Below are 20943 nucleotides of genomic sequence, written 5' to 3'. Positions count from 1 at the left end.
CCCCGACCCCCCCGGTTTTTCGCTTTTTGCTAAGCGGGGGGCGGGGGCACACAACCCGCCACCCCCCCCCCCCCCCCCCCCCCCCCGGGGGGGGGGCCCCCCCCCCGGGGGGCCCCGCGCCCCCGCCGCCGTACGGACGCGGGAGCCCTGACCGGAGGTCAGGCACCCATCGCGTGCAGGCCGCCGTCCACGTGGACGATCTCGCCGGTGGTCTTCGGGAACCAGTCGGACAGCAGGGCCACGACGCCCTTGCCCGCCGGCTCCGGGTCGCTCATGTCCCACTCCAGCATGGAGCGGGAGTTCCAGACGTCGGCCAGCTCGCTGAAGCCCGGGATGGACTTCGCGGCCATCGAGCCGATCGGGCCGGCCGAGACCAGGTTGCAGCGGATGTTCTCCTTGCCCAGGTCACGGGCGAGGTAACGGCTGGTGGCCTCCAGGGCGGCCTTGGCCGGGCCCATCCAGTCGTACTGCGGCCAGGCGAACTGGGCGTCGAAGGTGAGGCCGACGACGGCCGCGCCCTCCGCCGGGAAGAGCGGCTTGCAGGCCATGGTCAGCGACTTCAGCGAGAACGCCGAGACGTGCATGGCGGTGGCGACCGACTCGAACGGGGTGTTCAGGAAGTTGCCGCCGAGGGCGTCCTGCGGCGCGAAGCCGATCGAGTGGACGACGCCGTCGAGGCCGCCGAGCTCGTCACGGACGAGGCCCTCCAGGCGGGCCAGGTGCTCGTCGTTGGTGACGTCGAGCTCGATCACCTTGACCGGCTTGGGCAGCTTCTTCGCGATGCGCTCGGTCAGCGACGGGCGCGGCCAGGCGGTGAGGATGACCTCGGCGCCCTGCTCCTGGGCCAGCCGGGCCGTGTGGAAGGCGATGGAGGACTCCATCAGCACACCCGTGATGAGGATGCGCTTGCCCTCGAGAATTCCGCTCATGGTGATCAGTGACCCATGCCCAATCCGCCGTCAACGGGAATGACGGCTCCGGTGATGTACGCGGCGTCGTCGGACGCCAGGAAGCGGACGGCCGCCGCGATCTCCTCGGGCTGCGCGTAGCGGGCCAGCGGCACCTGCGCCACGATGCCCGCGCGCTGCTCGTCGGTGAGCACCTTCGTCATGTCGGTGTCCACGAAACCGGGGGCGACGACGTTGAAGGTGATGTTGCGCGAACCCAGCTCACGGGCGAGCGAACGGGCGAAGCCGACCAGCGCGGCCTTCGAAGCGGCGTAGTTGGCCTGGCCGGCCGAGCCGAGCAGTCCGACGACCGAGGAGATCAGGACGACGCGGCCCTTCTTGGCACGGAGCATGCCACGGTTCGCGCGCTTGACCACCCGGAACGTGCCGGTGAGGTTCGTGTCGACGACGGACGCGAAGTCCTCCTCGGACATCCGCATCAGCAGCGTGTCCTTGGTGATGCCGGCGTTGGCCACCAGCACCTCGACCGCGCCGTGCGCGTCCTCGATCTGCTTGTAGGCCTGCTCCACCTGCTCGGAGTCGGTGATGTCGCACCGCACCGCCAGGACACCGAGCGAGGTGAGCGCCTCCGGCGGCTCACCCGACCGGAACGTGATCGCGACCTTGTCGCCGGCCTCCGCGAAGGCTCGGGCGATGGCGAGGCCGATGCCCCGGTTTCCTCCGGTGACGAGAACCGAGCGGCTCAACGGATCACCCTTTCGCTAGCGGTCTGAATACCAAAAACCTATAGGTCGCACCGCTCGTACGGAGAATCGACCCCCGACAGGGCCTCGCGGCGGGCTCTGTCGAGTCCCTACAGAAAGATGTAGGCACGAAGGCCCCGATCGCGACATGATCGGGGCGACCGGCCCCGACCCCGGGAGGACTTCCGTGCCCCATTCCATCGACGCGGCCTTCACCGCGCTTCCCTTGCGGGCGCTCGCCGACGCGGCGCTCGCCCGGGCCCGCGCGCTGGGCGCCGAGCATGCCGACTTCCGGCTGGAGCGGATCCGCAGCGCCTCCTGGCGCCTGCGGGACGCCAAGCCCGCCGGCGGGTCCGACACCACGGACCTCGGATTCGCGGTCCGCGTGGTGCACGGAGGCAGCTGGGGATTCGCCTCCGGTGTGGACCTGACCATGGACGCCGCCGCCAAGGTGGCCTCGCAGGCCGTGGCCATGGCGAAGCTGTCCGCCCAGGTGATCAAGGCCGCCGGTTCGGACGAGCGCGTGGAGCTCGCCGACGAGCCGGTGCACGCGGACCGCACCTGGATCTCCGCCTACGACGTGAACCCCTTCGAGGTGCCGGACGCGGAGAAGGCGGCGCTGCTCGCCGACTGGAGCGCGCGCCTGCTGGCGGCCGACGGGGTGGCGCACGTGGACGCCTCGCTGCTCGCCGTGCACGAGAACAAGTTCTACGCCGACACGGCGGGCACCTCGACCACGCAGCAGCGGGTGCGGATCCACCCGCAGCTCACCGCCGTCGCCGTGAACGGCACGACCGGCGAGTTCGACTCCATGCGCACCATCGCCCCGCCCGCCGGCCGCGGCTGGGAGTACCTGACCGGCACCGGCTGGGACTGGAACTCCGAGCTGGAGCAGATCCCCGGCCTGCTCGCCGAGAAGATGCGGGCGCCGAGCGTCGAGGCCGGGCGCTACGACCTGGTGGTGGACCCCTCCAACCTGTGGCTCACCATCCACGAGTCCATCGGGCACGCCACCGAGCTGGACCGGGCGCTGGGCTACGAGGCGGCGTACGCGGGGACCTCCTTCGCCACCTTCGACCAGCTGAACAAGCTGACGTACGGCTCCTCGATCATGAACGTGACCGGTGACCGCACGGCCGAGCACGGTCTGGCGACCATCGGGTACGACGACGAGGGCGTCCAGGCGCAGTCCTGGGACCTGGTCAAGGACGGCACCCTGGTCGGCTACCAGCTGGACCGGCGGATCGCGAAGCTGACGGGCCTGGGCCGCTCCAACGGCTGCGCCTACGCCGACTCCCCCGGGCACGTGCCCGTCCAGCGGATGGCGAACGTCTCGCTGCAGCCGGATCCGGGCGGGCTCTCGACCGAGGACCTGATCGGCGGGGTGGAGCGCGGGATCTACGTGGTCGGCGACCGCTCCTGGTCGATCGACATGCAGCGCTACAACTTCCAGTTCACCGGGCAGCGGTTCTTCCGGATCGAGAACGGCCGGCTGGCCGGACAGCTGCGCGACGTCGCGTACCAGGCCACCACGACCGATTTCTGGGGCTCGATGGAGAAGGTCGGCGGCCCCCAGACCTACGTCCTGGGCGGCGCCTTCAACTGCGGCAAGGCCCAGCCGGGCCAGGTCGCGGCGGTCTCGCACGGCTGCCCGTCCGCGCTGTTCCGCGACGTGAACATCTTGAACACCACGCAGGAGGCCGGCCGATGAGCACGCTTTCGAACGGACGCACCAAGCCCCACGAGATCGTTGAGCGGGCGCTGGAGCTGTCCACCGCCGACGGCTGCGTCGTCATCGCCGACGAGGAGTCCAGCGCCAACCTGCGCTGGGCGGGCAACGCGCTCACCACCAACGGCGTCACCCGCGGCCGGACCCTGACGGTCATCGCCACGGTCGACGGCAAGGAGGGCACGGCCTCGGGGGTCGTCTCGCGCTCCGCCGTGACCGCGGCCGACCTGGAGCCGCTGGTACGGGCCGCCGAGGCGGCCGCGCGCGGGGCGGGCCCGGCGGAGGACGCCCAGCCGCTGGTCACCGGGACCCCGGCCTCGCCGGACTTCACCGATGCCCCGGCCGAGACCACCTCGGCGGTGTTCGCTGACTTCGCGCCGGCCCTCGGCGAGGCCTTCGCCCGGGCCCGGGCCGGCGGCCGGGAGCTGTACGGCTTCGCCAACCACGAGCTGGTCTCCACGTACGTCGGCACCTCCACCGGGCTGCGGCTGCGCCACGACCAGCCCAACGGCACGCTGGAGCTGAACGCGAAGTCCCCGGACCGGCAGCGCTCGGCCTGGGCCGGCCGGTCCACCCGGGACTTCAAGGACGTGGACCCGACCGTGCTGGACGCGGAGCTCGCCGTGCGCCTGGGCTGGGCGGAGCGGAAGATCGACCTGCCCGCCGGGCGGTACGAGACCCTGCTGCCGCCGACGGCCGTGGCGGACCTGCTGATCTACCAGATGTGGTCGGCGGCGGCCCGGGACGCGGTGGAGGGCCGTACGGTCTTCTCCAAGCCCGGCGGCGGCACCCGGCTCGGCGAGAAGCTGTCCGAGCTGCCGCTGACGCTGCGCAGCGACCCGAACGCGCCGGGCCTGGAGACCGCTCCGTTCGTGATCGCGCACAGCTCCGGCGACGACGCCTCGGTCTTCGACAACGGCCTGCCGGTGCCGGCGACCGAGTGGATCCGCGACGGCGAGCTGGCCCGGCTGACCACGACCCGGCACACCGCCGGCCTGACCGGCATGCAGCTCTCCCCCGGCTTCGGGAACCTGATCCTCGACGGGGGCGGCGAGAAGTCCCTGGAGGAGATGGTGGCGGGGACGGAGCGGGGTCTGCTGCTGACCTGCCTCTGGTACATCCGCGAGGTGGACCCGGCCACGCTGCTGCTCACGGGGCTGACCCGGGACGGCGTCTACATGGTGGAGAACGGGCAGGTCGTCGGCGAGGTCAACAACTTCCGCTTCAACGAGTCCCCCGTGGACCTGCTGTCGCGGGCCTCGGAGACCGGCCGGACCGAGAAGACGCTGCCGCGCGAGTGGAGCGACTGGTTCACCCGGGCCGCGATGCCGGCGCTGCGCATCCCGGATTTCAACATGAGTTCGGTCAGCAAGGGCGTCTGACCGGCCTAGACTGACCGTTGCAACGAAGTGTTGCAATTTCCATCATCCGAAGGAGTCGAGCGACCGTGACGGACATCGTCGACGAACTGAAGTGGCGTGGGCTCTTCGCCCAGTCCACCGATGAAGAAGCGCTGCGCAAGGCCTTCGCGGACGGTCCTGTCACGTTCTATTGCGGCTTCGACCCGACGGCCGCCTCGCTGCACGTGGGGCACCTGGTGCAGGTGCTCACCGTGCGCCGGCTCCAGCTGGCCGGTAACCGGCCGCTGGCGCTGGTCGGCGGGGCCACCGGGCAGATCGGCGACCCGCGGCCGACGGCCGAGCGCACCCTGAACGACCCGGAGACCATCGCGAACTGGGTGACCCGGCTGCGCACCCAGATCGAGCCGTTCCTGTCCTTCGAGGGCGAGAACGCGGCGCTCATGGTGAACAACCTGGACTGGACGGCGGGCATGTCCGCCATCGAGTTCCTGCGGGACATCGGCAAGCACTTCCGGGTCAACAAGATGCTGACGAAGGACTCGGTCGCCAAGCGGCTCGACTCCGACCAGGGCATCAGCTACACCGAGTTCAGCTACCAGCTGCTCCAGGGCATGGACTTCCTGGAGCTGTACCGGCGCTACGGCTGCGTGCTCCAGCAGGGCGGCTCCGACCAGTGGGGCAACCTGACGGCCGGGCTGGACCTGATCCACCGCGTCGAGCCGGGCGCGGTCGTGCACGCGCTGGCGACCCCGCTGATGGTCAAGGCGGACGGCACCAAGTTCGGCAAGTCCGAGAGCGGGGCCGTCTGGCTCGACCCGGAGATGACCACGCCGTACGCGTTCTACCAGTTCTGGCTGAACGTGGACGACCGGGACATCTCCACCTACATGCGAATCCTGTCCTTCAGGTCCCGTGAGGAGCTGGAGGAGCTGGAGGCGCAGACCGCCGAGCGGCCGCAGGCGCGTGCCGCTCAGCGGGCGCTGGCGGAGGAGCTGACCACGCTCGTGCACGGCGCCGACCAGTGCGCCGCCGTGATCGCCGCGTCGAAGGCGCTGTTCGGTCAGGGCGAGCTGGCGGACCTGGACGAGGCCACGCTGGCCGCGGCCCTGTCCGAGCTGCCGCACGCCCGGGTCGCGGAGCCGGGCCTGGTCGTGGACCTGCTCGCGGAGACCGGCCTGGTCGCGAGCAAGTCGGCCGCCCGCCGGACCGTGAAGGAGGGCGGCGCCTACGTGAACAACGTGAAGGTCACCGCCGAGGACGCGGTCCCCGCCAAGGAGGACCTGCTGCACGGACGCTGGCTGGTGCTGCGCCGGGGCAAGAAGAACCTGGCCGCGGTCGAGGTCACCGGGGCCTGAGGCCTCGTAGGACGGCGCACGGAACACGGCGGAGGGGCCGGTTCGGACCGATGGTCCGGCCGGCCCCTCCGTCATGATCCGGAGTGCCTCAGGTCATCTGCCGCTTGCGGCCCCGGATCGCTCCGTAGAGCATCTCGCCCAGCCCGACCACGAGGACCGCTCCGGCGAGCTGCAGCAGGTGCCGGGTCCAGTCGATGCCCGCGGTCTCGCCCACGCCGATCCAGCCGGCCACGGCGTTGCCGAGGACGGCGCCGGCGATGCCGAAGAGGGTGGTCAGCCACAGTGGCTGGTGCTGCTTGCCCGGCAGGATGGCCTTGGCTATCAGCCCCAGCACGAAACCGACGATGATCGCCCACAACCAACTCATGACGAGCCTCCTCCTGGCGCGTTGTGCGCACGTGGGCCCAGTTTCGGCCCGACCGGCGTACGGCGCATTTCGGGCACCCCCATGGGGGTGCCCGCTCTCCTCGCGGATGCGGGGGCGGCGTACGGTGGAGGGGTGCGGGCCGGGAGCGCCCGGCGGGCGATCGGGCGGTGGAGCGTGGAACGGACGAAGCGGCAGAAGCGGAACGGGGCCCAGGTGTTCCGGATCACCGGTGCGCGGATGGGCCTCGACGAGGACGTGCGGGGCCGCCAGCGCCGGTACGTGATCTCGATGGGGATCAGGACCCTGTCGGTCATCGCGACCGTGCTGTTGTGGAACGTGCAGCGCCCGGTGGCCATCGTGACGCTCGTCGCGGGAGCCCTGCTGCCGTACGTGGCCGTGGTCATCGCGAACGCGGGGCGCGAGTCGACGCCCTCGCTGCCCTCCCACTTCATCCCCGCTCCGGTGCGGCCGGCGCTGGACGCGGGAAACCTCAAGAAAAGCTCAGATCAATCATGAAGTTCCGGTGCACTGCACCGGGTCCTGCGTGACATACTGCTCACGCGCTCCGCATCCCCCGTCGGAGCGACGGACCGACGCCGGGCAGCTCCCCCCGTGGCTGCTCGGCGTCGCCATTCCGTTCTAATGTGGGCCTGTGACTTCCTCCAGCGCCCCCGGTTCCGACGAGACTCCCACCTGCTCCGCCAAGGGCTGCCGCGACGCGGCCGTCTGGGTCCTGGCGTGGAACAACCCGACGCTGCACACGCCGGAGCGGCGCAAGACCTGGCTGGCGTGCGAGGAGCACCGCGAACACCTCTCCCAGTTCCTGGGGGTCCGCGGTTTCCTCAAGGACGTCGTGAAGCTCGACGAGTGGGTGCAGCCGGAGGGCTCGGAGCGCCTGCGCTGACCGCGGTCAGCCGCCGATCGCGGACATCGGGCGGTCGGGCTGCAGGAAGGACGGGTCGTCGAGGCCGGACCCGGCCTTCTTGCCCCACATCGCCACCTTCCACAGCCGGGCGATCTCCTCGTCCGGGGCGCCCGAGCGCAGGGCGGCGCGCAGGTCCGACTCCTCGGTGGCGAACAGGCACGTACGGATCTGGCCGTCGGCCGTGAGCCGGGTACGGTCGCAGGCGCCGCAGAACGGGCGGGTGACGGAGGCGATGACGCCGACGGTGGCCGGGCCGCCGTCGACCACCCAGCGCTCGGCCGGGGCGGAGCCGCGCTCGTCGGCGCCTTCCTCGGTGAGCGTGAAGCGGGTGCGCAGGGACTGCAGGATGTCCCCGGCGGTGATCATGCCGTCGCGCTTCCAGCCGTGCTGGGCATCGAGCGGCATCTGCTCGATGAAGCGGAGCTCGTACTCGTTCTCCACGGCCCAGGCCAGCAGGTCGGGGGCCTCGTCGTCGTTGAGCCCGGGCATGAGCACGGCGTTGACCTTGACGGGGGTGAGGCCGGCCTCGCGGGCCGCGGCCATGCCCTCGATGACGTCCTTGTGCCGGTCGCGGCGGGTGAGGGTCTTGAAGACCTCGGGCCGCAGGGTGTCCAGGGAAACGTTCACGCGGTCCAGGCCGGCGGCCTTGAGGGCCTGCGCGGTGCGCTTGAGACCGATGCCGTTCGTGGTCAGCGACATCCTGGGGCGGGGTTCCAGGGCCGCGCACTGCTCGACGATCCCGACCAGGCCGGGGCGGAGCAGGGGCTCGCCGCCGGTGAAGCGGACCTCGGTGATGCCGAGCCGGGTGACGGCGATGCGGATCAGCCGGACGATCTCGTCGTCGCTGAGCAGATCGGACTTGCCGAGCCACTGCAGTCCCTCTTCGGGCATGCAGTAGGTACAGCGCAGATTGCACCGGTCGGTGAGTGAGACGCGCAGGTCAGTGGCCACGCGGCCGTAGGTGTCGAGAAGCACTGTGGGCCCCCTCCCCTGTCCGGATCTAGAGGTACGCGCGACATTTGGATCTACTTCACGCGTTCTATTTCGAGCCTACGCGACGCTTGTGTCGTGAAGAGGTGCCCAAATGAACGAGACGTAACGTGGCCGCGTCGTAGGGACCTACGACGCGGCCACGCTGGGTGTTCGGACGATGTCAGTGCGCCCCTGTTCCGGTGAGGGAGCGCACCTCCAGCTCGGCGAACTTCTGGGGGTCGGCCTTCTCCTTGGAGAGGACGGTTCCCAGCCAGCCCAGGAAGAACCCGAGGGGGATCGAGATGATGCCCGGGTTCTCCAGCGGGAACCAGAAGAAGTCCGCGTCCTTGAACATCGACGTGGGCTTTCCGGACACGACCGGGGAGAAGAGCACCAGGCCGACGGCCGAGATCAGGCCGCCGTAGATGGACCAGAGCGCGCCCTGGGTGGTGAAGCGCTTCCAGAAGAGGCTGTAGAGGATCGTCGGCAGGTTGGCGGAGGCGGCGACCGCGAAGGCGAGCGCGACCAGTCCGGCGACGTTGAGGTCGCGGGCCAGGGCCCCCAGGCCGATGGCGACGGCGCCGATGACGACCGTGGACCAGCGGGCGGCGCGCACCTCCTCCTTCTCGGTGGCCTTGCCCTTGCGGATCACGTTCACGTACAGGTCGTGCGCGAAGGACGAGGAGGAGGCGAGCGTGAGGCCCGCGACCACGGCGAGGATGGTGGCGAAGGCGACCGCGGAGATGACGGCGAGCAGGATCGCGCCGCCGGTGGAGTCGGGTCCTCCGCCGACCGCCTGGGCGAGCAGCGGCGCCGCCGTGTTGCCCGCCTTGTTGGACTTGATGATCTCGTCCCGGTCGAGCAGGGCCGCGGCCCCGAAACCGAGGGCGATGGTCATCAGGTAGAAGGCACCGATGATGCCGATGGCCCAGTTCACGGACTTCCGCGCGGCCTTGGCGGTGGGCACCGTGTAGAAGCGGATCAGGATGTGCGGGAGGCCGGCGGTGCCCAGGACCAGGGCGATGCCGAGCGAGATGAAGTCCAGCTTCGAGGTGGAGTCCTTGCCGTACTTCATCCCCGGTTCGAGGAACTTCGCCCCCTGCCCGCTGTTCTCGGCGGCCTTGCCCAGCAGGTCGGAGATGTTGAAGTTGAACTTCACCAGGACCAGGAAGGTGATCAGGAGGGTGCCCGCGATGAGCAGGACGGCCTTGACCATCTGGACCCAGGTGGTGCCCTTCATGCCGCCGATGGTCACGTAGACGATCATCAGGACGCCGACCAGCGCGACGATGGCGACCTTGCCGCCGTCGCTGGTGATGCCCAGGAGCAGTGAGACGAGCACGCCGGCGCCGGCCATCTGGGCGAGCAGGTAGAAGATCGAGACCACGATGGTGGAGGTGCCGGCGGCGGTCCGGACGGGCCGCTGGCGCATCCGGTACGCGAGCACGTCGCCCATCGTGTAGCGGCCGGAGTTGCGCAGCGGTTCGGCGACGAGGAGCAGGGCGACCAGCCACGCCACGAGGAAGCCGATGGAGTAGAGGAAGCCGTCGTAGCCGAAGAGGGCGATGGCTCCGGCGATGCCGAGGAAGGACGCGGCGGACATGTAGTCGCCGGAGATGGCGAGGCCGTTCTGGAAGCCGGTGAACTGGCGGCCGCCCGCGTAGAAGTCGGCGGCGTCCTTGGTCTGGCGGCCGGCCCAGACGGTGATGATCAGGGTGGCGACGACAAACAGCCCGAACAGGGTGATGATCAGCGGGCGGTGCTCGGAGGCGCCCGCGGCCGTCGTCAGGTGGAGCGCACTGCTCATTCCGCGGCCTCCATCCGCGCCTTGATGGCCTCGGCCTTGGGGTCGAGCCGGGTGGCCGCGTGCCGCGCGTACAGCCAGGCGATGAGGAAGGTCGTCGCGAACTGGGCGAGGCCGAGCACGAGGGCGACGTTGATGTTGCCGAAGACCTTGGTCCCCATGAAGCCGCCCGCGTAGTTGGACAACAGGACGTAGAGCAGGTACCAGGCGATGAAGGCCACGGTGAGCGGGAAGGCGAAGGAGCGGTAGGAGCTCCGCAGTTCGGCGAATTCGGCGCTCTGCTGGACGCTCGCGAAATCTTCGGCCGTGGGGCCCGCCAGGGGCGTTCCCGCGCTGCTCGGCGGCGGCGCTGCTTCGGTGGTCACGGGGGGATCTCCTTGTGACGCGGGTGCGGTGGGGACGACGGACAAAACAACCTCCGTGTGGGGGGCCGATGGTGCCGAGCCCCCCTGTCAACGGCACGTACGGCGTGTCGGGACGGTTCAACACCCATGGATTCTTCGGAAACTGATTTCTCGAACTGATGGCGCAGCGGGGAACGACAGCGCTAGGTTCACTTGTCATGGACCCGTCTGACGCGACCGCGTGCGGACGGCTTTTTCATGGATGATGTGGAGAACCCATGGCTCATCTGGGACCCGTCCGCCGGCGCGCCCTCGCGGTGCCGGTCGGCCTGGCGCTCACCGCCTCGCTCGCCTTCCTGCCCTCGGTCTCGGCCTCCGCCGCGCCGCTGGGCAACACGGCGGACGCGGCGACGGCCGCGACGCCCTCGACCTCCGGGCCCAAGCTGTCGTACGTGGCGAACCTGAACGCGTACGCCACGGTGAAGGCGGCGAAGAAGGCCGTCGAGCGGGCCGGCGGAACGGTGGTGACGGCCTATGAGCAGATCGGGGTCGTCGTCGCACATTCCCAGAACCCGGACTTCGCCAAGCAGCTGCGCGCCCAGCGCGGTCTGTTCGTGTCGGTCGGCGCCACCCGTACGGCCCCGATGCAGGCGGTGCAGACCACCGAGGAAGGCGCGACGCAGCGGTTGAGCGAGGCGGACGCCGCCAAGGCCGCGGCGCAGGCCCAGGAGGGTCAGGAGCCGCTGGAGCCCAACCAGTGGGACCTGCGGACGATCAAGGCCGACGAGGCTCACAAGATCAACGATGGCAGCCAGAACGTCACCGTGGGCATCATCGACACGGGTGTCGACGACACCCACCCCGATCTCGCCCCGAACTTCTCCAAGGGCCAGTCGGCCAACTGCGTCGGCGGCGTCGCGGACACCACCGAGGGCGCCTGGCGCCCGTACGCCGACGGCAGCGACCACGGCACCCACGTGGCCGGCACCATCGGCGCGGCGCGCAACGGCCTCGGCATCAGCGGTGTCGCGCCCGGCGTGAAGATCGCCGCGATCAAGGTGAGCGAGCCCGGGACCAGCCTCTTCTACACCGAGGCGGTCGTCTGCGGCTTCATGTTCGCCGCCGAGAAGGGGATAGAGGTCACCAACAACAGCTACTACGTCGACCCGTACCTCTTCAACTGCAAGACCGACGACGACCAGAAGGCGCTGGTGGAGGCCATCGGCCGGGCCACCAAGTACGCCGAGCGCAAGGGCACGCTCCACGTGGCCTCGGCCGGCAACTCCAACCAGGACCTGGCGGCCGACTCCCTGGTCGACGACACCAGCCCGAACGACACCACCCCGGTGCCGCGCACCATCGACCCGAGCGTCTGCCTGGACCTGCCCACGCAGCTGCCGGGCGTGGTCACCGTCTCGGCGACCGGCGACAAGGGCCTGCGCTCGTACTACTCCAGCTACGGCCTCGGGGTCGTGGACGTCGCCGCCCCCGGCGGTGACAAGTGGCAGGTCCCGGCCACCCCGGACGCCAACGGACGCGTGCTGTCGACCGTCCCCGGCGGCGCCTACGGCTACAAGCAGGGCACTTCGATGGCCGCCCCGCACGTCGCGGGCGTCGCGGCGCTGCTCAAGAGCGCCCACCCGGGGGCCACGCCCTCCCAGCTGCAGGCGATGCTCAAGGTGCAGTCCACGAAGGCGGCCTGCCCGACGCAGATCTACGACGCCGCGGGCGCGCTGATCGACGCCACCACCTGCCAGGCCAAGTGGGGCCAGACGGGCTACTACGGCGCCGGCGTGGTCGACGCGCTCAAGGCCGTCAAGTAGGGCGGTCGGCCGGCAGCGGCTGAGCACGGGAACGAGGACGGGCCGGGCGGGGATCATCCCGCCCGGCCCGTCCGTTCATCCGGTCACCTGGGCATCCGGCCGTCCGGTCACCTGGTCGTCCGGTCGTCCGGTCACCTGATCGCCCGGTCGTCGGGTCAGGGCTTGATCAGCACCTTGAGCGCGGTGCGGTCGTCCATCGCGCGGTAGCCGTCCGGGACCTCGTCCAGGGACACGGCACGGTCGAAGACGGGCGCCGGGTCGATCGCGCCGCTGAGCACGTCCTCCAGCAGCTCCGGGATGTAGGCGCGGACGGGGGCGACGCCGCCGCGCAGGGTGATGTTGCGGTCGAACATGACGCCGAGGTCGAGGCCGGTGCCGCTGCCGTGCGGGACGCCGACGTAGCCGACGGCCCCGCCGTCGCGGGTGATGTTCACGGCGGTGCGCATGGACTGCTCGGTGCCGACGGCCTCGATGACGGCGTGCGCGCCCCGGCCGCCGGTCAGCTCGCGCACGGCCGCCTCTGCGGCCTCGCCGCGCTCGGCGACGACGTCGGTGGCCCCGAAGAGCCGGGCTATGTCCGTACGGACGGTGTGGCGGCCCAGTGCGATGATCCGCTCGGCGCCCAGGCGCTTGGCGGCGAGGACGCCGCACAGGCCGACCGCGCCGTCACCGACGACGGCGACCGTGGAGCCCGGGCGCACCCCCGCGCCCAGGGCCGCGTGGTGTCCGGTGCCCATGACGTCGGAGAGCGCGAGCAGCCCGGTGAGCAGGTGGTCGTCGGAGACGGCCTCGGCGGGCAGCTTGACCAGGGTGCCGTCGGCGTGCGGGACGCGGACGGCCTCGCCCTGGCCGCCGTCGTGGCCGACCGAGCCCCAGAAACCGCCGTGGTCGCAGGAGGTGAACAGACCCTCCTTGCAGAACTCGCAGGTGCCGTCCGACCACATGAAGGGCGCGACGACCAGGTCGCCGGCGCGCAGGCCGGACACGGCGGGGCCGGTCTCCTCGACGATGCCCAGGAACTCGTGGCCGATGCGCTGGCCGGGCTGGCGCTCGGCCTCGCCGCGGTAGGCCCACAGGTCGCTGCCGCAGATGCAGGCACGCAGGACGCGGACGACGGCGTCCTCGGGGCGCTGGATCGCAGCGTCGGGCACCTCCTCCACGCGGATGTCGTGCGGGGCGTGGATGACGGTGGCGCGCATGGTGGTGCAGTCCTCCGGCTCGGGGTTGTTCAGTCTTGTACGACTGAGGACCGTCCTACGGTACGCCTGCTTCCCGGGTGGTCGTCGCACCGGTGGCCAGGAGGTACTGGGCGGCCAGGTAGGTGGCCATGATCCAGAAGTCCGGGCGGGGCAGCTGGGGCCATTCGGCCACGCCGGAGGCGATGAGGGTGTCGGAGAGCAGGAACAGCGCCCCGCCGATCCCGGCCCGCAGGCCGAGGGCGCTGGAGCGGAACGCCATGGCGGTGAGCAGCAGGCTGTAGCCGGCGACCGGGATCCGCAGATCGGCCGGCAGGTCGGACCAGAGCAGGGCGACGGTCCCGAGGAGGGCGAGCCCGTACGCACCCCCGAGCAGCGGGTTCGCGGGCCGCTTGCCGAAGAGGACGAGGTAGCAGACGTGCCCGACGGCGAAGGAGCCCATGCCGACGAGGAAGGCGGCCTCGGCGTCGAAGAGCAGGGCCAGGTCACCGCCCCAGCCGAACAGCAGGGCAGCCACCAGCAGCCGGGGCGCGCCGCGGGTGATCACGTAGATGACGAGCAGCGGCATCAGCAGCGGCTTGGCGATGAGGTGCCCGAGGTGCCAGTCGGCCAGCAGGGACCCGAGGTCGACGGCGGTGGCCGCGGCGAAGGTCGCGAGGGCGCAGCGGCCGAGGCGGTCCCGGCCGGCGGGCGCGCGGCCGGCGGCCCAGGAGGGGGCGGGGCGTTCGGGGGACGGTGCGGTGCTCACGCGGTGGTCTCCCGTACGGAGGTCCGGGCGTCGGCGGCGTCCACGGCGGGCGCTCCGGCGGGGGTCGGGGTCGGGGCCGGGGCTTCTGCGGCAGGGGCGGTGGCGGGCGCGGCGGCGGGCTGCCAGCCGGGGCCGCGGAAGACCCGTCCGGCGCGCTCGCGCCAGTTCGCGGCGGCCCGCACGTCCCGCGCGATGGCCGCGTACTCGTGGGTGGCCACGCGCAGCGGGTTGTGGGTGTCGATGTTCTTGGTGAGCCCGTAGACGGGCCGCTCCGTCTCCCCCACCCAGGAGCCGAACATCCGGTCCCAGACGATCAGGATCCCGCCGAAGTTCCGGTCCAGGTAGCCGCCCTGCGAGGCGTGGTGGACGCGGTGGTGGGAGGGGGTGTTGAAGACGTACTCGTAGGCGCGGGGCAGCTTCCCGATGCGCTCGGTGTGGACCCAGAACTGGTAGAGGAGGTTGAGTCCGTAGCAGAACGGGATCGCCGCGGGGTGCACGCCGAGGGCCACCATCGGCAGGTAGAACCACCAGGTGGTGGCGCTGGTCCAGGGCTGGCGCAGGGCGGTGGTGAGGTTGAACCGCCGGCTGCTGTGGTGGACCACGTGGCAGGCCCACAGGATGCGGATGACGTGGTGGAGGCGGTGCTGCCAGTAGTAGAGGAAGTCCTGCGCGAGCAGCATCAGCAGGGCGGTCCACCACAGGAACGGCACCCGCAGCGGGGTGAGTTCGTAGACCGCGGTGAAGACGGCGACGACGGGGATCTTCCAGAGGAGGTCGAACCCGATGCTGCCGAGGCCCATGCTGATGCTGGTGACGGCGTCCTTGGTGTCGTAGCCCGCCGCGTCCTCGTCGGGATGGAGGCGGTAGCTCACCAGCTCGAGGACGGTGAGCAGCACGAAGGCGGGTATGGACCACAGCACGACATCGGGCAGGTTCGGCATGTCCGCACCATAGAGGCGCCTTCGGGGATGCCGCTAGAGGTTGTTACCGATCGGTATCCATCGGGGTTACCGATGGTTCGGGGAGGGTGGGGAATGGCGGGTTTCGAGACGGTTCTCTTACGGGTGGCGGGGACGGCGGCGGGGGCACTGGTGAAGTCGCTCCTGGCGCGCGCCCCGGGCGCGGGCCTGACGGCGGACCCGGCGCGGCCGGTGCCGCGCTGGCGCAAGCCGTCGGCGGAACTGGGCGAGCCGGAGATCCGCCGCCTGACCGAGGCCCTCGCGGCCCGCATGGACGAGGCCACCGCCAGCCTCCCGGAACACGAACGCCTGGCGGCGGTGGCCGCGGTCGGCGACGCCTTCGCCGCGCTGGGCCCGCTGGACGCGGACGCCCTCTTCGCGGCGGACCTGGACCCGGACGCCCTGGCGGCGGCGGTACGGGAGCACACCCCGCCGGCGGCGGGCCTGGGCGAAGGCGCGGAGCGGGCGTACTCGGAGCTCGTCGGCCTGTGCTGCGTCCACGCGGTGGAGTACCTGACGACCCTGCCGGGGTTCGGGGCTCGGGCCGATGTGGAACTCGTCCGCCGGACCGGCGAGCTGGCGCGGGCGGTGGACCGGCTGGCGGACCGTTCCGACGGGGCCGCGTACGCCTTCGAGGAGCGGTACGCACGGTACGTCGCCGAGACCCACGGGCGGCTCCAGCTCTTCGGGCTCACCCTCAGCCGCTCCCGGCAGGACTGGCCGCTGGACGTGGCCTACATCAGCCTCGCGGTCACCGGCGAGCAGCCGCCGCTGCCCGGCGGGCCGGAGGTGCACCAGACCCCGGTGCGGGCCGAGCAGGCCCTCGCCGCGAGCGAGCGGGTGCTGCTGCGCGGCCCGGCCGGCTCGGGCAAGAGCACGCTGGTGCAGTGGCTGGCCCTCAACGCGGCCCGGCAGACGGACGGGCCGTGGAGCACCCGCGTCCCGTTCGTGCTGCGCCTGCGCTCCTTCACCTCGTCCGACAGCCTGCCGCTCCCCGAGGACTTCCTGCGCGCCTCCGGCGTCCCCCTGTCCGCACCGCCCGGCTGGGTGGAGGACCTCATGGTCAGCGGCCGGGCACTGGTCCTCGTGGACGGCGTCGACGAGGTCCCGCAGCGGCTGCGCACCCGTACGGAGGCCTGGCTGCGCTCCCTCGTCGCCGCCTTCCCGAAGGCCCGGTACGTGGTGACCACGCGGCCGTCCGCGATCCCGGAGGACTGGCTCGCGGGCCAGGGGTTCACCACGCACTCGATGCTGGCGATGGAACAGGGGGACGTCCGGGCCTTCGTCGCACACTGGCACGCGGCGGCCCGGGCGGAGGGACTGGAGGTCGACGCGTACGAGGCCTCGCTGCTGGAAGCGGTCGGCAGCCGGCGCGATCTGGCCCGGCTCGCGACCAACCCGCTGATGTGCGCGCTGCTGTGCGCGTTGAACCAGGACCGGCGGATGCAGCTGCCGCGGGCCCGCAAGGAGCTGTACGACGCCGCCCTGGAGATGCTGCTGGTACGGCGGGACACGGAGCGGGAGATCAGCGGGGTCGAGGGGGTGTACCTGACCCGCGACGAACAGCTGGCACTGCTGCAGCGGTTCGCGTACTGGCTGATCCGCAACGGCCAGGTGGAAGCGGGCCTCGACGAGGCGGTCGAGATGGTCGGCGAGTGGCTCGACGCGATGCCGCAGGTACAGGGCACCGCGGACCAGGTCTTCGCACACCTGCTGATCCGCAGCGGGCTGCTGCGCGAGCCGGTGAAGGGCTCGGTGAACTTCGTCCACCGCACCTTCCAGGACTACCTGGGCGCCAAGGCGGCGGTGGAGTCGCGGGACTTCGGCGTGCTGGTGAAGAACGCGCAGGACGACACGTGGGACGACGTGGTCCGCATGGCCGTTGGCCACGCCCGCCCGGACGAGCGGATACGCATCCTGCGGGGGCTGCTGAAGCGCGCCGACAAGGTCAAGGGCGCCCGTAGTCGGCTGGTGCTGCTGGCGGCAGCCTGCCTGGAACACGCTCCGGAACTGGACCCGGCCCTCCGCGCCGAGATCCAGTCGCGGACGGCCGAACTCATGCCGCCGCGCAGCCGACGCCAGGCCGAGGCCCTGGCGAAGGCGGGGGACCTCGTCCTGGAACTGCTCCCCCGCGATGTTGACCTGGACGAGTCGATGGCCGAGGCAGTCGTCCTCACCGCAGCCGAGATCGGCGGCCCCCGGGCCCTGGAGGTGATCGCCCAGTTCCGGTCGGACGGGCGCACCGGCGTGGCATACGCACTCTCCGAGAGCTGGGGCCGCTTCGACACGGCGGAGTACGCCGACGCGGTCCTCAGCGGCGCCGACCTGGGCCTTGCGAGCCTGCTGGTGAACACGGCGGAGCAAGCCGCACACCTCGACCGGCTTACCCACCTCAAGCGGGTGAACCTGCACTGGGCTCCGGGCCTGTCCGGCGTACTGGAACACCGCCGGGACCTGGAGTGGCTGTTCGTCTTCCGCAACGAGGCCCTGACCGAGCTGGCTCCGCTGCGCCGCCTCGATCGCCTCGACTTCCTCGGTCTGTCCATGTGCCCCAACATCAGCGACCTGGGGCCCCTGGCAGACCTCCCGCTGCGGAACGTGAGCCTCTTCGGCCTCCGGGACGGACTGCCGCTCGGTTCGTTGCGCGCACTCGCCCTTGAATCGCTGAGCCTGGGCTACCGGGCCCCGGTGGACCGTGTGGGCGATCTGCCGGTCTCCGAAGGGTTGCAGTCGCTGACCCTGGGCCTGGACGCCCGCCACATTCCCCTCGACGGTCTGGACCGCTGGCCGGAGCTCCGCAGTCTGGCGGTATGCGGCGACGAGCAGGTGCGGCAGCTCGTGACGTACCTACCCCGCCCGACGATGACCCACCTGAACATCTCGGAGGCAACAGTCGATCCGGCCGGGCTGAGCCGTTTCGACCAGCTCACCTATCTGTCACTGACCAGGTGTGAGATCACGGGCTCTCTGGAGCCGCTCGGCTCGCTTCCGCACCTCAGCAGCCTCGTCTTCAACCAGCGCGACGGCTGCGTGGACCTCACCCCGCTCGCGGGTGCGGAGCAGCTCACGATCCGGGTGAACGGCGAGGTGGCGGTCAGCGGGGCCGAGGCCATCCCGCCGGAGCGGCTCAACTTCGTCTGGTGAGCCGCCCGGCGGGATCCGGCGTCACCAGACCCGGACCGAGCCCCCCTTGGCGAAGGCCGGGCTCGTCGCCGCCGGCGGGATCTCCGTCAACGGCTCCGCGATCTCCGTGACCAGCGGGCCGTGCTTCGCCGCGAGCGCGTCCAGGAGGGTCAGGTCGAAGCCGTAGACGCGGGCCGCGTTGCCGCCGGCCATCGCCGCCACCTCCGCGCGCGGGAGGCCCGCGTAGGCGATGCGGAGGCCTTCGCGGGAGAAGGGGGTGGTGCCCTCGTCGTGCGGGTAGTCGCTGCCCCACATGATCTTGTCGAGGCCGATCCGGTCCCGGAGCGGGACCTCGTGGGGGCGCATGAAGCTGGCCCCCACGAAGCAGTTCTCCCGCCATACCTCGCTCGGGCCGCTGCCCATCGACTCCGCGAGGCCCGCCCCGAACTTGGCCTCGGCCGTGGCCGAGGCCGCGACCAGGCGGCCGTGGTAGTAGTCCAGCATCTCCAGCACGCCGGGGATCCAGCCGGATCCCTGTTCCGTCAGGACCAGCCTCAGGCCCGGATGGCGGCGGAAGGCCCCGCCGAAGATGAGGTGCCACAGGGCGCGGTGCGAGAACCAGGTGGTCTCCACCATGAAGACCGCGCGGGCGGCCGGTTCGTCGCCGAGCGGCGGGGACGCCGAGCCGCCGTGGTGGTTGACCGGGACGTCCAGCTCGTCGCACACCGCCCAGATGGGGTCGTACGCGGCCGAGTAGAGCTCCGGGACCGTGGAGCCGGGCGGGACGCCGGGCAGCAGGATGCCGCCCGTGAGGCCCGCCTCCTTCGTGCGGCGGATCTCCTTCACCGCCGCGTCCACGTCGTTGAGGAGGATCTGCACCACGCCCGCGCGCCGGCCCGGCGCGTCCGCGCAGAAGTCCGCCAGCCAGCGGTTGTGGGCCTGGAGCCCGGCCCAGCGCATCTCGTACTCGGCGGCCGTGGGCGGCTGCGCCATCAGGGAGGCCTTGGGGAAGAACGGCGGGATGGTGTTCGGGAAGACCACCTCCGCGACGATGCCGTCCGCTTCGAGTTCGGCCAGGCGGCGCGCCGAGTTCCAGTTGCGGTCCGCCGTGTCCGCGAGGAGGTCCTCGTACGGGTTCACATAGGTGGCGGCCCAGGCGTCGAAGTCGTCGTGGTACCGCTTCTCCAGGTACGGCTTGTAGTCCAGCAGGTCGGCGCCCGCGTGGCAGTCCGCCGAGATGACCGTGTAGCGGTCCTGGCCGTCCGTCATGACGAGACCCCCAGGACCGGGAAGTCGCCGCCCGTGAGCCAGTGGCGGCCCGTCTCGCGGGAGCGGGCCCAGGAGGCCGCCACCGCCGCCTGGTCCGGGGACTGGCCCAGCTCGGCCGGGGTGGGGCCGATCCGGCGGGCTACGGGAGCGAGTTTCTCCGTGTCGAAGCCGAAGACCTCGGCCGCCGCGAGGCCGAGCATCCGGCGGGTCTCGTCGACCGGGATGTCGTGGAAGGTCCTGCGCAGCCAGTTCCGGGTGTCGGGCCAGGTGCCTTCCGGGTGCGGGAAGTCCGAGCCCCACAGGATGTTGTCCACGCCGATCTCGTAGCGCTGGGCCAGTTCGCGCCGCTTGGTGTTCGTCGCGCAGACGAAGACCTGGCGGTCCAGGTACTCGCTCGGCGGCCGTTTCAGCTCCTCGAACGGGGAGAGCTTCTTGCCGCCGTGCGCGCCGAGGTAGAGGCGGTCCATGAACCACAGCTGGTTCGGCAGCCACCAGCAGCCCGATTCGGCCACGCCGAACCTGAGGCCGGGGTGGCGCTCGAAGACCCCCGACCAGAGCAGGAACCACAGCGGGCGGGCCGGCCACCAGGTGACCTCGGAGACGAAGATGCCCAGGTGGTCGCCGTACTCGTGGCGCGGCGAGGACCCGGAGTGGGTGACGATCGGCATGCGCGTCTCGGCCGCCGCCGCCCAGACGGGGTCGTAACGGCGGTCGTGGTAGGGCGCCTTGTCCACCCACATGGCGGGGATCATCAGCGCGCCCAGCCCGGACTCCTTGGCCCGGTGGATCTCGGCGACGACCTTCGCCGGTTCGCCCGTGATGGGGAGCAGGGCGACCCCGCAGTGGCGCTCGGGATGCTCCGAGACGAACTCCGCCAGCCAGCGGTTGTGCGCCTGGGCGCCCGCCATGCCGAGCTCGGGGTCCTGGTCGCCGGAGAGGCCGAGGCCCACTCCGAAGGGGGCCGCGGTCTGGCTGTCGACGGCGTCCGCGTCGGGGAAGACGACCTCGGCGGCCACGCCGTCGCCGTCGAGTTCCTTCAGCCGCTGCCCCGTGTCCCAGCCGCCCCGCAGGCCTTCCTCGTGGTCGTGGAACCACTTCTCGGCGAAGGCCTCGTTGCGGACGCCGAGGCGGGTGGCCTCCGCGCGGCGGGCGTCGCGCTCGCCGAGGAACTCGTCGAACTGGGGGTGGAAGCGGGAATCGAGGTAGGGCCGGTACTGCTCCGTGGGCAGGCCCGCGTGGCAGTCGGAGGAGATGATCAGGTACGGGTCTTCGTACGGTGTGTCACTCACGATGTCACTCACGATGTCGCTCACGACG

18 protein-coding genes are annotated in these 20943 nt (G+C 71.2%); 7 read left to right on the top strand and 11 right to left on the bottom strand.

The window, feature by feature from the left end; genetic code table 11:
* Positions 1–158: 158 nt before the first annotated feature.
* A complete protein-coding gene (fabI, locus tag ACIPYQ_RS33875; protein WP_301371982.1) occupies positions 159–929 on the bottom strand; it encodes an enoyl-ACP reductase FabI in 771 nt (256 codons plus the stop codon).
* 5 nt (positions 930–934) lie between these two features.
* A complete protein-coding gene (fabG, locus tag ACIPYQ_RS33870) occupies positions 935–1654 on the bottom strand; it encodes a 3-oxoacyl-[acyl-carrier-protein] reductase (RefSeq protein ID WP_361757314.1) in 720 nt (239 codons plus the stop codon).
* A gap of 184 nt (positions 1655–1838) precedes the next feature.
* On the opposite strand from fabG, the gene ACIPYQ_RS33865 reads away from it, so the two are divergent.
* From ACIPYQ_RS33865 to tyrS, 3 genes are all read left to right on the top strand, one after another.
* The gene (locus tag ACIPYQ_RS33865) at positions 1839–3362 is read left to right on the top strand and encodes a TldD/PmbA family protein (protein ID WP_361757311.1); all 1524 of its coding nucleotides are present in this window, start codon (positions 1839–1841) and stop codon (positions 3360–3362) included.
* A complete protein-coding gene (locus ACIPYQ_RS33860) occupies positions 3359–4762 on the top strand; it encodes a metallopeptidase TldD-related protein (RefSeq protein ID WP_401257889.1) in 1404 nt (467 codons plus the stop codon). Before ACIPYQ_RS33865 ends, ACIPYQ_RS33860 begins: the two co-directional genes overlap by 4 nt.
* A 65-nt stretch (positions 4763–4827) precedes the next feature.
* On the top strand, positions 4828–6096 hold the full coding sequence (gene tyrS, locus ACIPYQ_RS33855) for a tyrosine--tRNA ligase (RefSeq protein ID WP_401257887.1): 1269 nt from the start codon (positions 4828–4830) through the stop codon (positions 6094–6096).
* Positions 6097–6184: 88 nt separating this feature from the next.
* On the opposite strand, the gene ACIPYQ_RS33850 is transcribed toward tyrS, so the two are convergent.
* The gene (locus ACIPYQ_RS33850; protein WP_351293019.1) at positions 6185–6463 is read right to left on the bottom strand and encodes a GlsB/YeaQ/YmgE family stress response membrane protein; all 279 of its coding nucleotides are present in this window, start codon (positions 6461–6463) and stop codon (positions 6185–6187) included.
* A gap of 237 nt (positions 6464–6700) precedes the next feature.
* Here ACIPYQ_RS33850 and ACIPYQ_RS33845 point away from each other — a divergent pair, with 237 nt between their 5' ends.
* A complete protein-coding gene (locus ACIPYQ_RS33845) occupies positions 6701–6979 on the top strand; it encodes a DUF3099 domain-containing protein (protein ID WP_361757390.1) in 279 nt (92 codons plus the stop codon).
* A gap of 136 nt (positions 6980–7115) precedes the next feature.
* Complete coding sequence (locus ACIPYQ_RS33840; RefSeq protein ID WP_351293020.1) at positions 7116–7367, top strand: hypothetical protein; 252 nt, start codon at positions 7116–7118, stop codon at positions 7365–7367.
* A 6-nt stretch (positions 7368–7373) separates the two neighbouring features.
* Here ACIPYQ_RS33840 and moaA read toward each other — a convergent pair whose 3' ends face one another.
* The 3 genes from moaA to ACIPYQ_RS33825 form a co-directional block, all read right to left on the bottom strand.
* Positions 7374–8363, bottom strand: coding sequence for a GTP 3',8-cyclase MoaA (moaA, locus tag ACIPYQ_RS33835; RefSeq protein WP_361757300.1), 990 nt, complete (start codon positions 8361–8363; stop codon positions 7374–7376).
* A gap of 178 nt (positions 8364–8541) precedes the next feature.
* The gene (locus tag ACIPYQ_RS33830; RefSeq protein ID WP_401257885.1) at positions 8542–10167 is read right to left on the bottom strand and encodes a cation acetate symporter; all 1626 of its coding nucleotides are present in this window, start codon (positions 10165–10167) and stop codon (positions 8542–8544) included.
* On the bottom strand, positions 10164–10529 hold the full coding sequence (locus tag ACIPYQ_RS33825) for a DUF485 domain-containing protein (RefSeq protein WP_401257883.1): 366 nt from the start codon (positions 10527–10529) through the stop codon (positions 10164–10166). The genes ACIPYQ_RS33830 and ACIPYQ_RS33825 overlap by 4 nt, the downstream gene beginning before the upstream one ends.
* Before the next feature lie 257 nt (positions 10530–10786).
* On the opposite strand from ACIPYQ_RS33825, the gene ACIPYQ_RS33820 reads away from it, so the two are divergent.
* On the top strand, positions 10787–12331 hold the full coding sequence (locus ACIPYQ_RS33820) for a S8 family serine peptidase (RefSeq protein ID WP_401257881.1): 1545 nt from the start codon (positions 10787–10789) through the stop codon (positions 12329–12331).
* Positions 12332–12486: 155 nt separating this feature from the next.
* On the opposite strand, the gene ACIPYQ_RS33815 is transcribed toward ACIPYQ_RS33820, so the two are convergent.
* The 3 genes from ACIPYQ_RS33815 to ACIPYQ_RS33805 are packed head-to-tail and all read right to left on the bottom strand — an operon-like array spanning position 12487 to position 15216.
* Positions 12487–13530: a zinc-dependent alcohol dehydrogenase family protein gene (locus tag ACIPYQ_RS33815; protein ID WP_361757288.1), complete on the bottom strand. Its 1044-nt coding sequence runs from the start codon at positions 13528–13530 to the stop codon at positions 12487–12489.
* A gap of 55 nt (positions 13531–13585) precedes the next feature.
* A complete protein-coding gene (locus tag ACIPYQ_RS33810; protein WP_401257880.1) occupies positions 13586–14275 on the bottom strand; it encodes a lysoplasmalogenase in 690 nt (229 codons plus the stop codon).
* Positions 14272–15216 carry a sterol desaturase family protein gene (locus ACIPYQ_RS33805; RefSeq protein WP_401257878.1) on the bottom strand — a complete coding sequence of 315 codons (945 nt, stop codon included), beginning with the start codon at positions 15214–15216 and terminating at the stop codon, positions 14272–14274. Before ACIPYQ_RS33805 ends, ACIPYQ_RS33810 begins: the two co-directional genes overlap by 4 nt.
* 93 nt (positions 15217–15309) lie before the next feature.
* Between ACIPYQ_RS33805 and ACIPYQ_RS33800 the strand changes: the two genes are divergently transcribed.
* A complete protein-coding gene (locus ACIPYQ_RS33800) occupies positions 15310–18378 on the top strand; it encodes an NACHT domain-containing protein (protein WP_401257876.1) in 3069 nt (1022 codons plus the stop codon).
* A 21-nt stretch (positions 18379–18399) separates the two neighbouring features.
* Here the strand turns inward: ACIPYQ_RS33800 and ACIPYQ_RS33795 are convergent, their stop codons facing one another.
* Complete coding sequence (locus ACIPYQ_RS33795; RefSeq protein WP_401257875.1) at positions 18400–19626, bottom strand: amidohydrolase family protein; 1227 nt, start codon at positions 19624–19626, stop codon at positions 18400–18402.
* Positions 19623–20915, bottom strand: a complete 1293-nt coding sequence (locus ACIPYQ_RS33790) for an amidohydrolase family protein (protein ID WP_401257928.1) — start codon at positions 20913–20915, stop codon at positions 19623–19625. The genes ACIPYQ_RS33795 and ACIPYQ_RS33790 overlap by 4 nt, the downstream gene beginning before the upstream one ends.
* Positions 20916–20943: the final 28 nt, after the last annotated feature.

Origin of the sequence: Streptomyces sp. NPDC090045 (assembly GCF_044747975.1) — a bacterium.
Lineage (GTDB): Bacteria > Actinomycetota > Actinomycetes > Streptomycetales > Streptomycetaceae > Streptomyces.
This window is presented reverse-complemented; position numbering and strand designations above follow the sequence as displayed.

Excerpts from the sequence above, each read along its gene's own strand:
- ACIPYQ_RS33860 (WP_401257889.1), top strand. The coding sequence starts at position 3,359 with ATGAGCACGCTTTCGAACGGACGCACCAAGCCCCACGAGATCGTTGAG.
- ACIPYQ_RS33805 (WP_401257878.1), bottom strand. The coding sequence starts at position 15,216 with ATGCCGAACCTGCCCGATGTCGTGCTGTGGTCCATACCCGCCTTCGTG.
- ACIPYQ_RS33820 (WP_401257881.1), top strand. The coding sequence starts at position 10,787 with ATGGCTCATCTGGGACCCGTCCGCCGGCGCGCCCTCGCGGTGCCGGTC.
- ACIPYQ_RS33800 (WP_401257876.1), top strand. The coding sequence starts at position 15,310 with ATGGCGGGTTTCGAGACGGTTCTCTTACGGGTGGCGGGGACGGCGGCG.
- fabI (WP_301371982.1), bottom strand. The coding sequence starts at position 929 with ATGAGCGGAATTCTCGAGGGCAAGCGCATCCTCATCACGGGTGTGCTG.
- ACIPYQ_RS33830 (WP_401257885.1), bottom strand. The coding sequence starts at position 10,167 with ATGAGCAGTGCGCTCCACCTGACGACGGCCGCGGGCGCCTCCGAGCAC.
- ACIPYQ_RS33795 (WP_401257875.1), bottom strand. The coding sequence starts at position 19,626 with ATGACGGACGGCCAGGACCGCTACACGGTCATCTCGGCGGACTGCCAC.
- ACIPYQ_RS33850 (WP_351293019.1), bottom strand. The coding sequence starts at position 6,463 with ATGAGTTGGTTGTGGGCGATCATCGTCGGTTTCGTGCTGGGGCTGATA.
- ACIPYQ_RS33845 (WP_361757390.1), top strand. The coding sequence starts at position 6,701 with ATGGGCCTCGACGAGGACGTGCGGGGCCGCCAGCGCCGGTACGTGATC.
- ACIPYQ_RS33815 (WP_361757288.1), bottom strand. The coding sequence starts at position 13,530 with ATGCGCGCCACCGTCATCCACGCCCCGCACGACATCCGCGTGGAGGAG.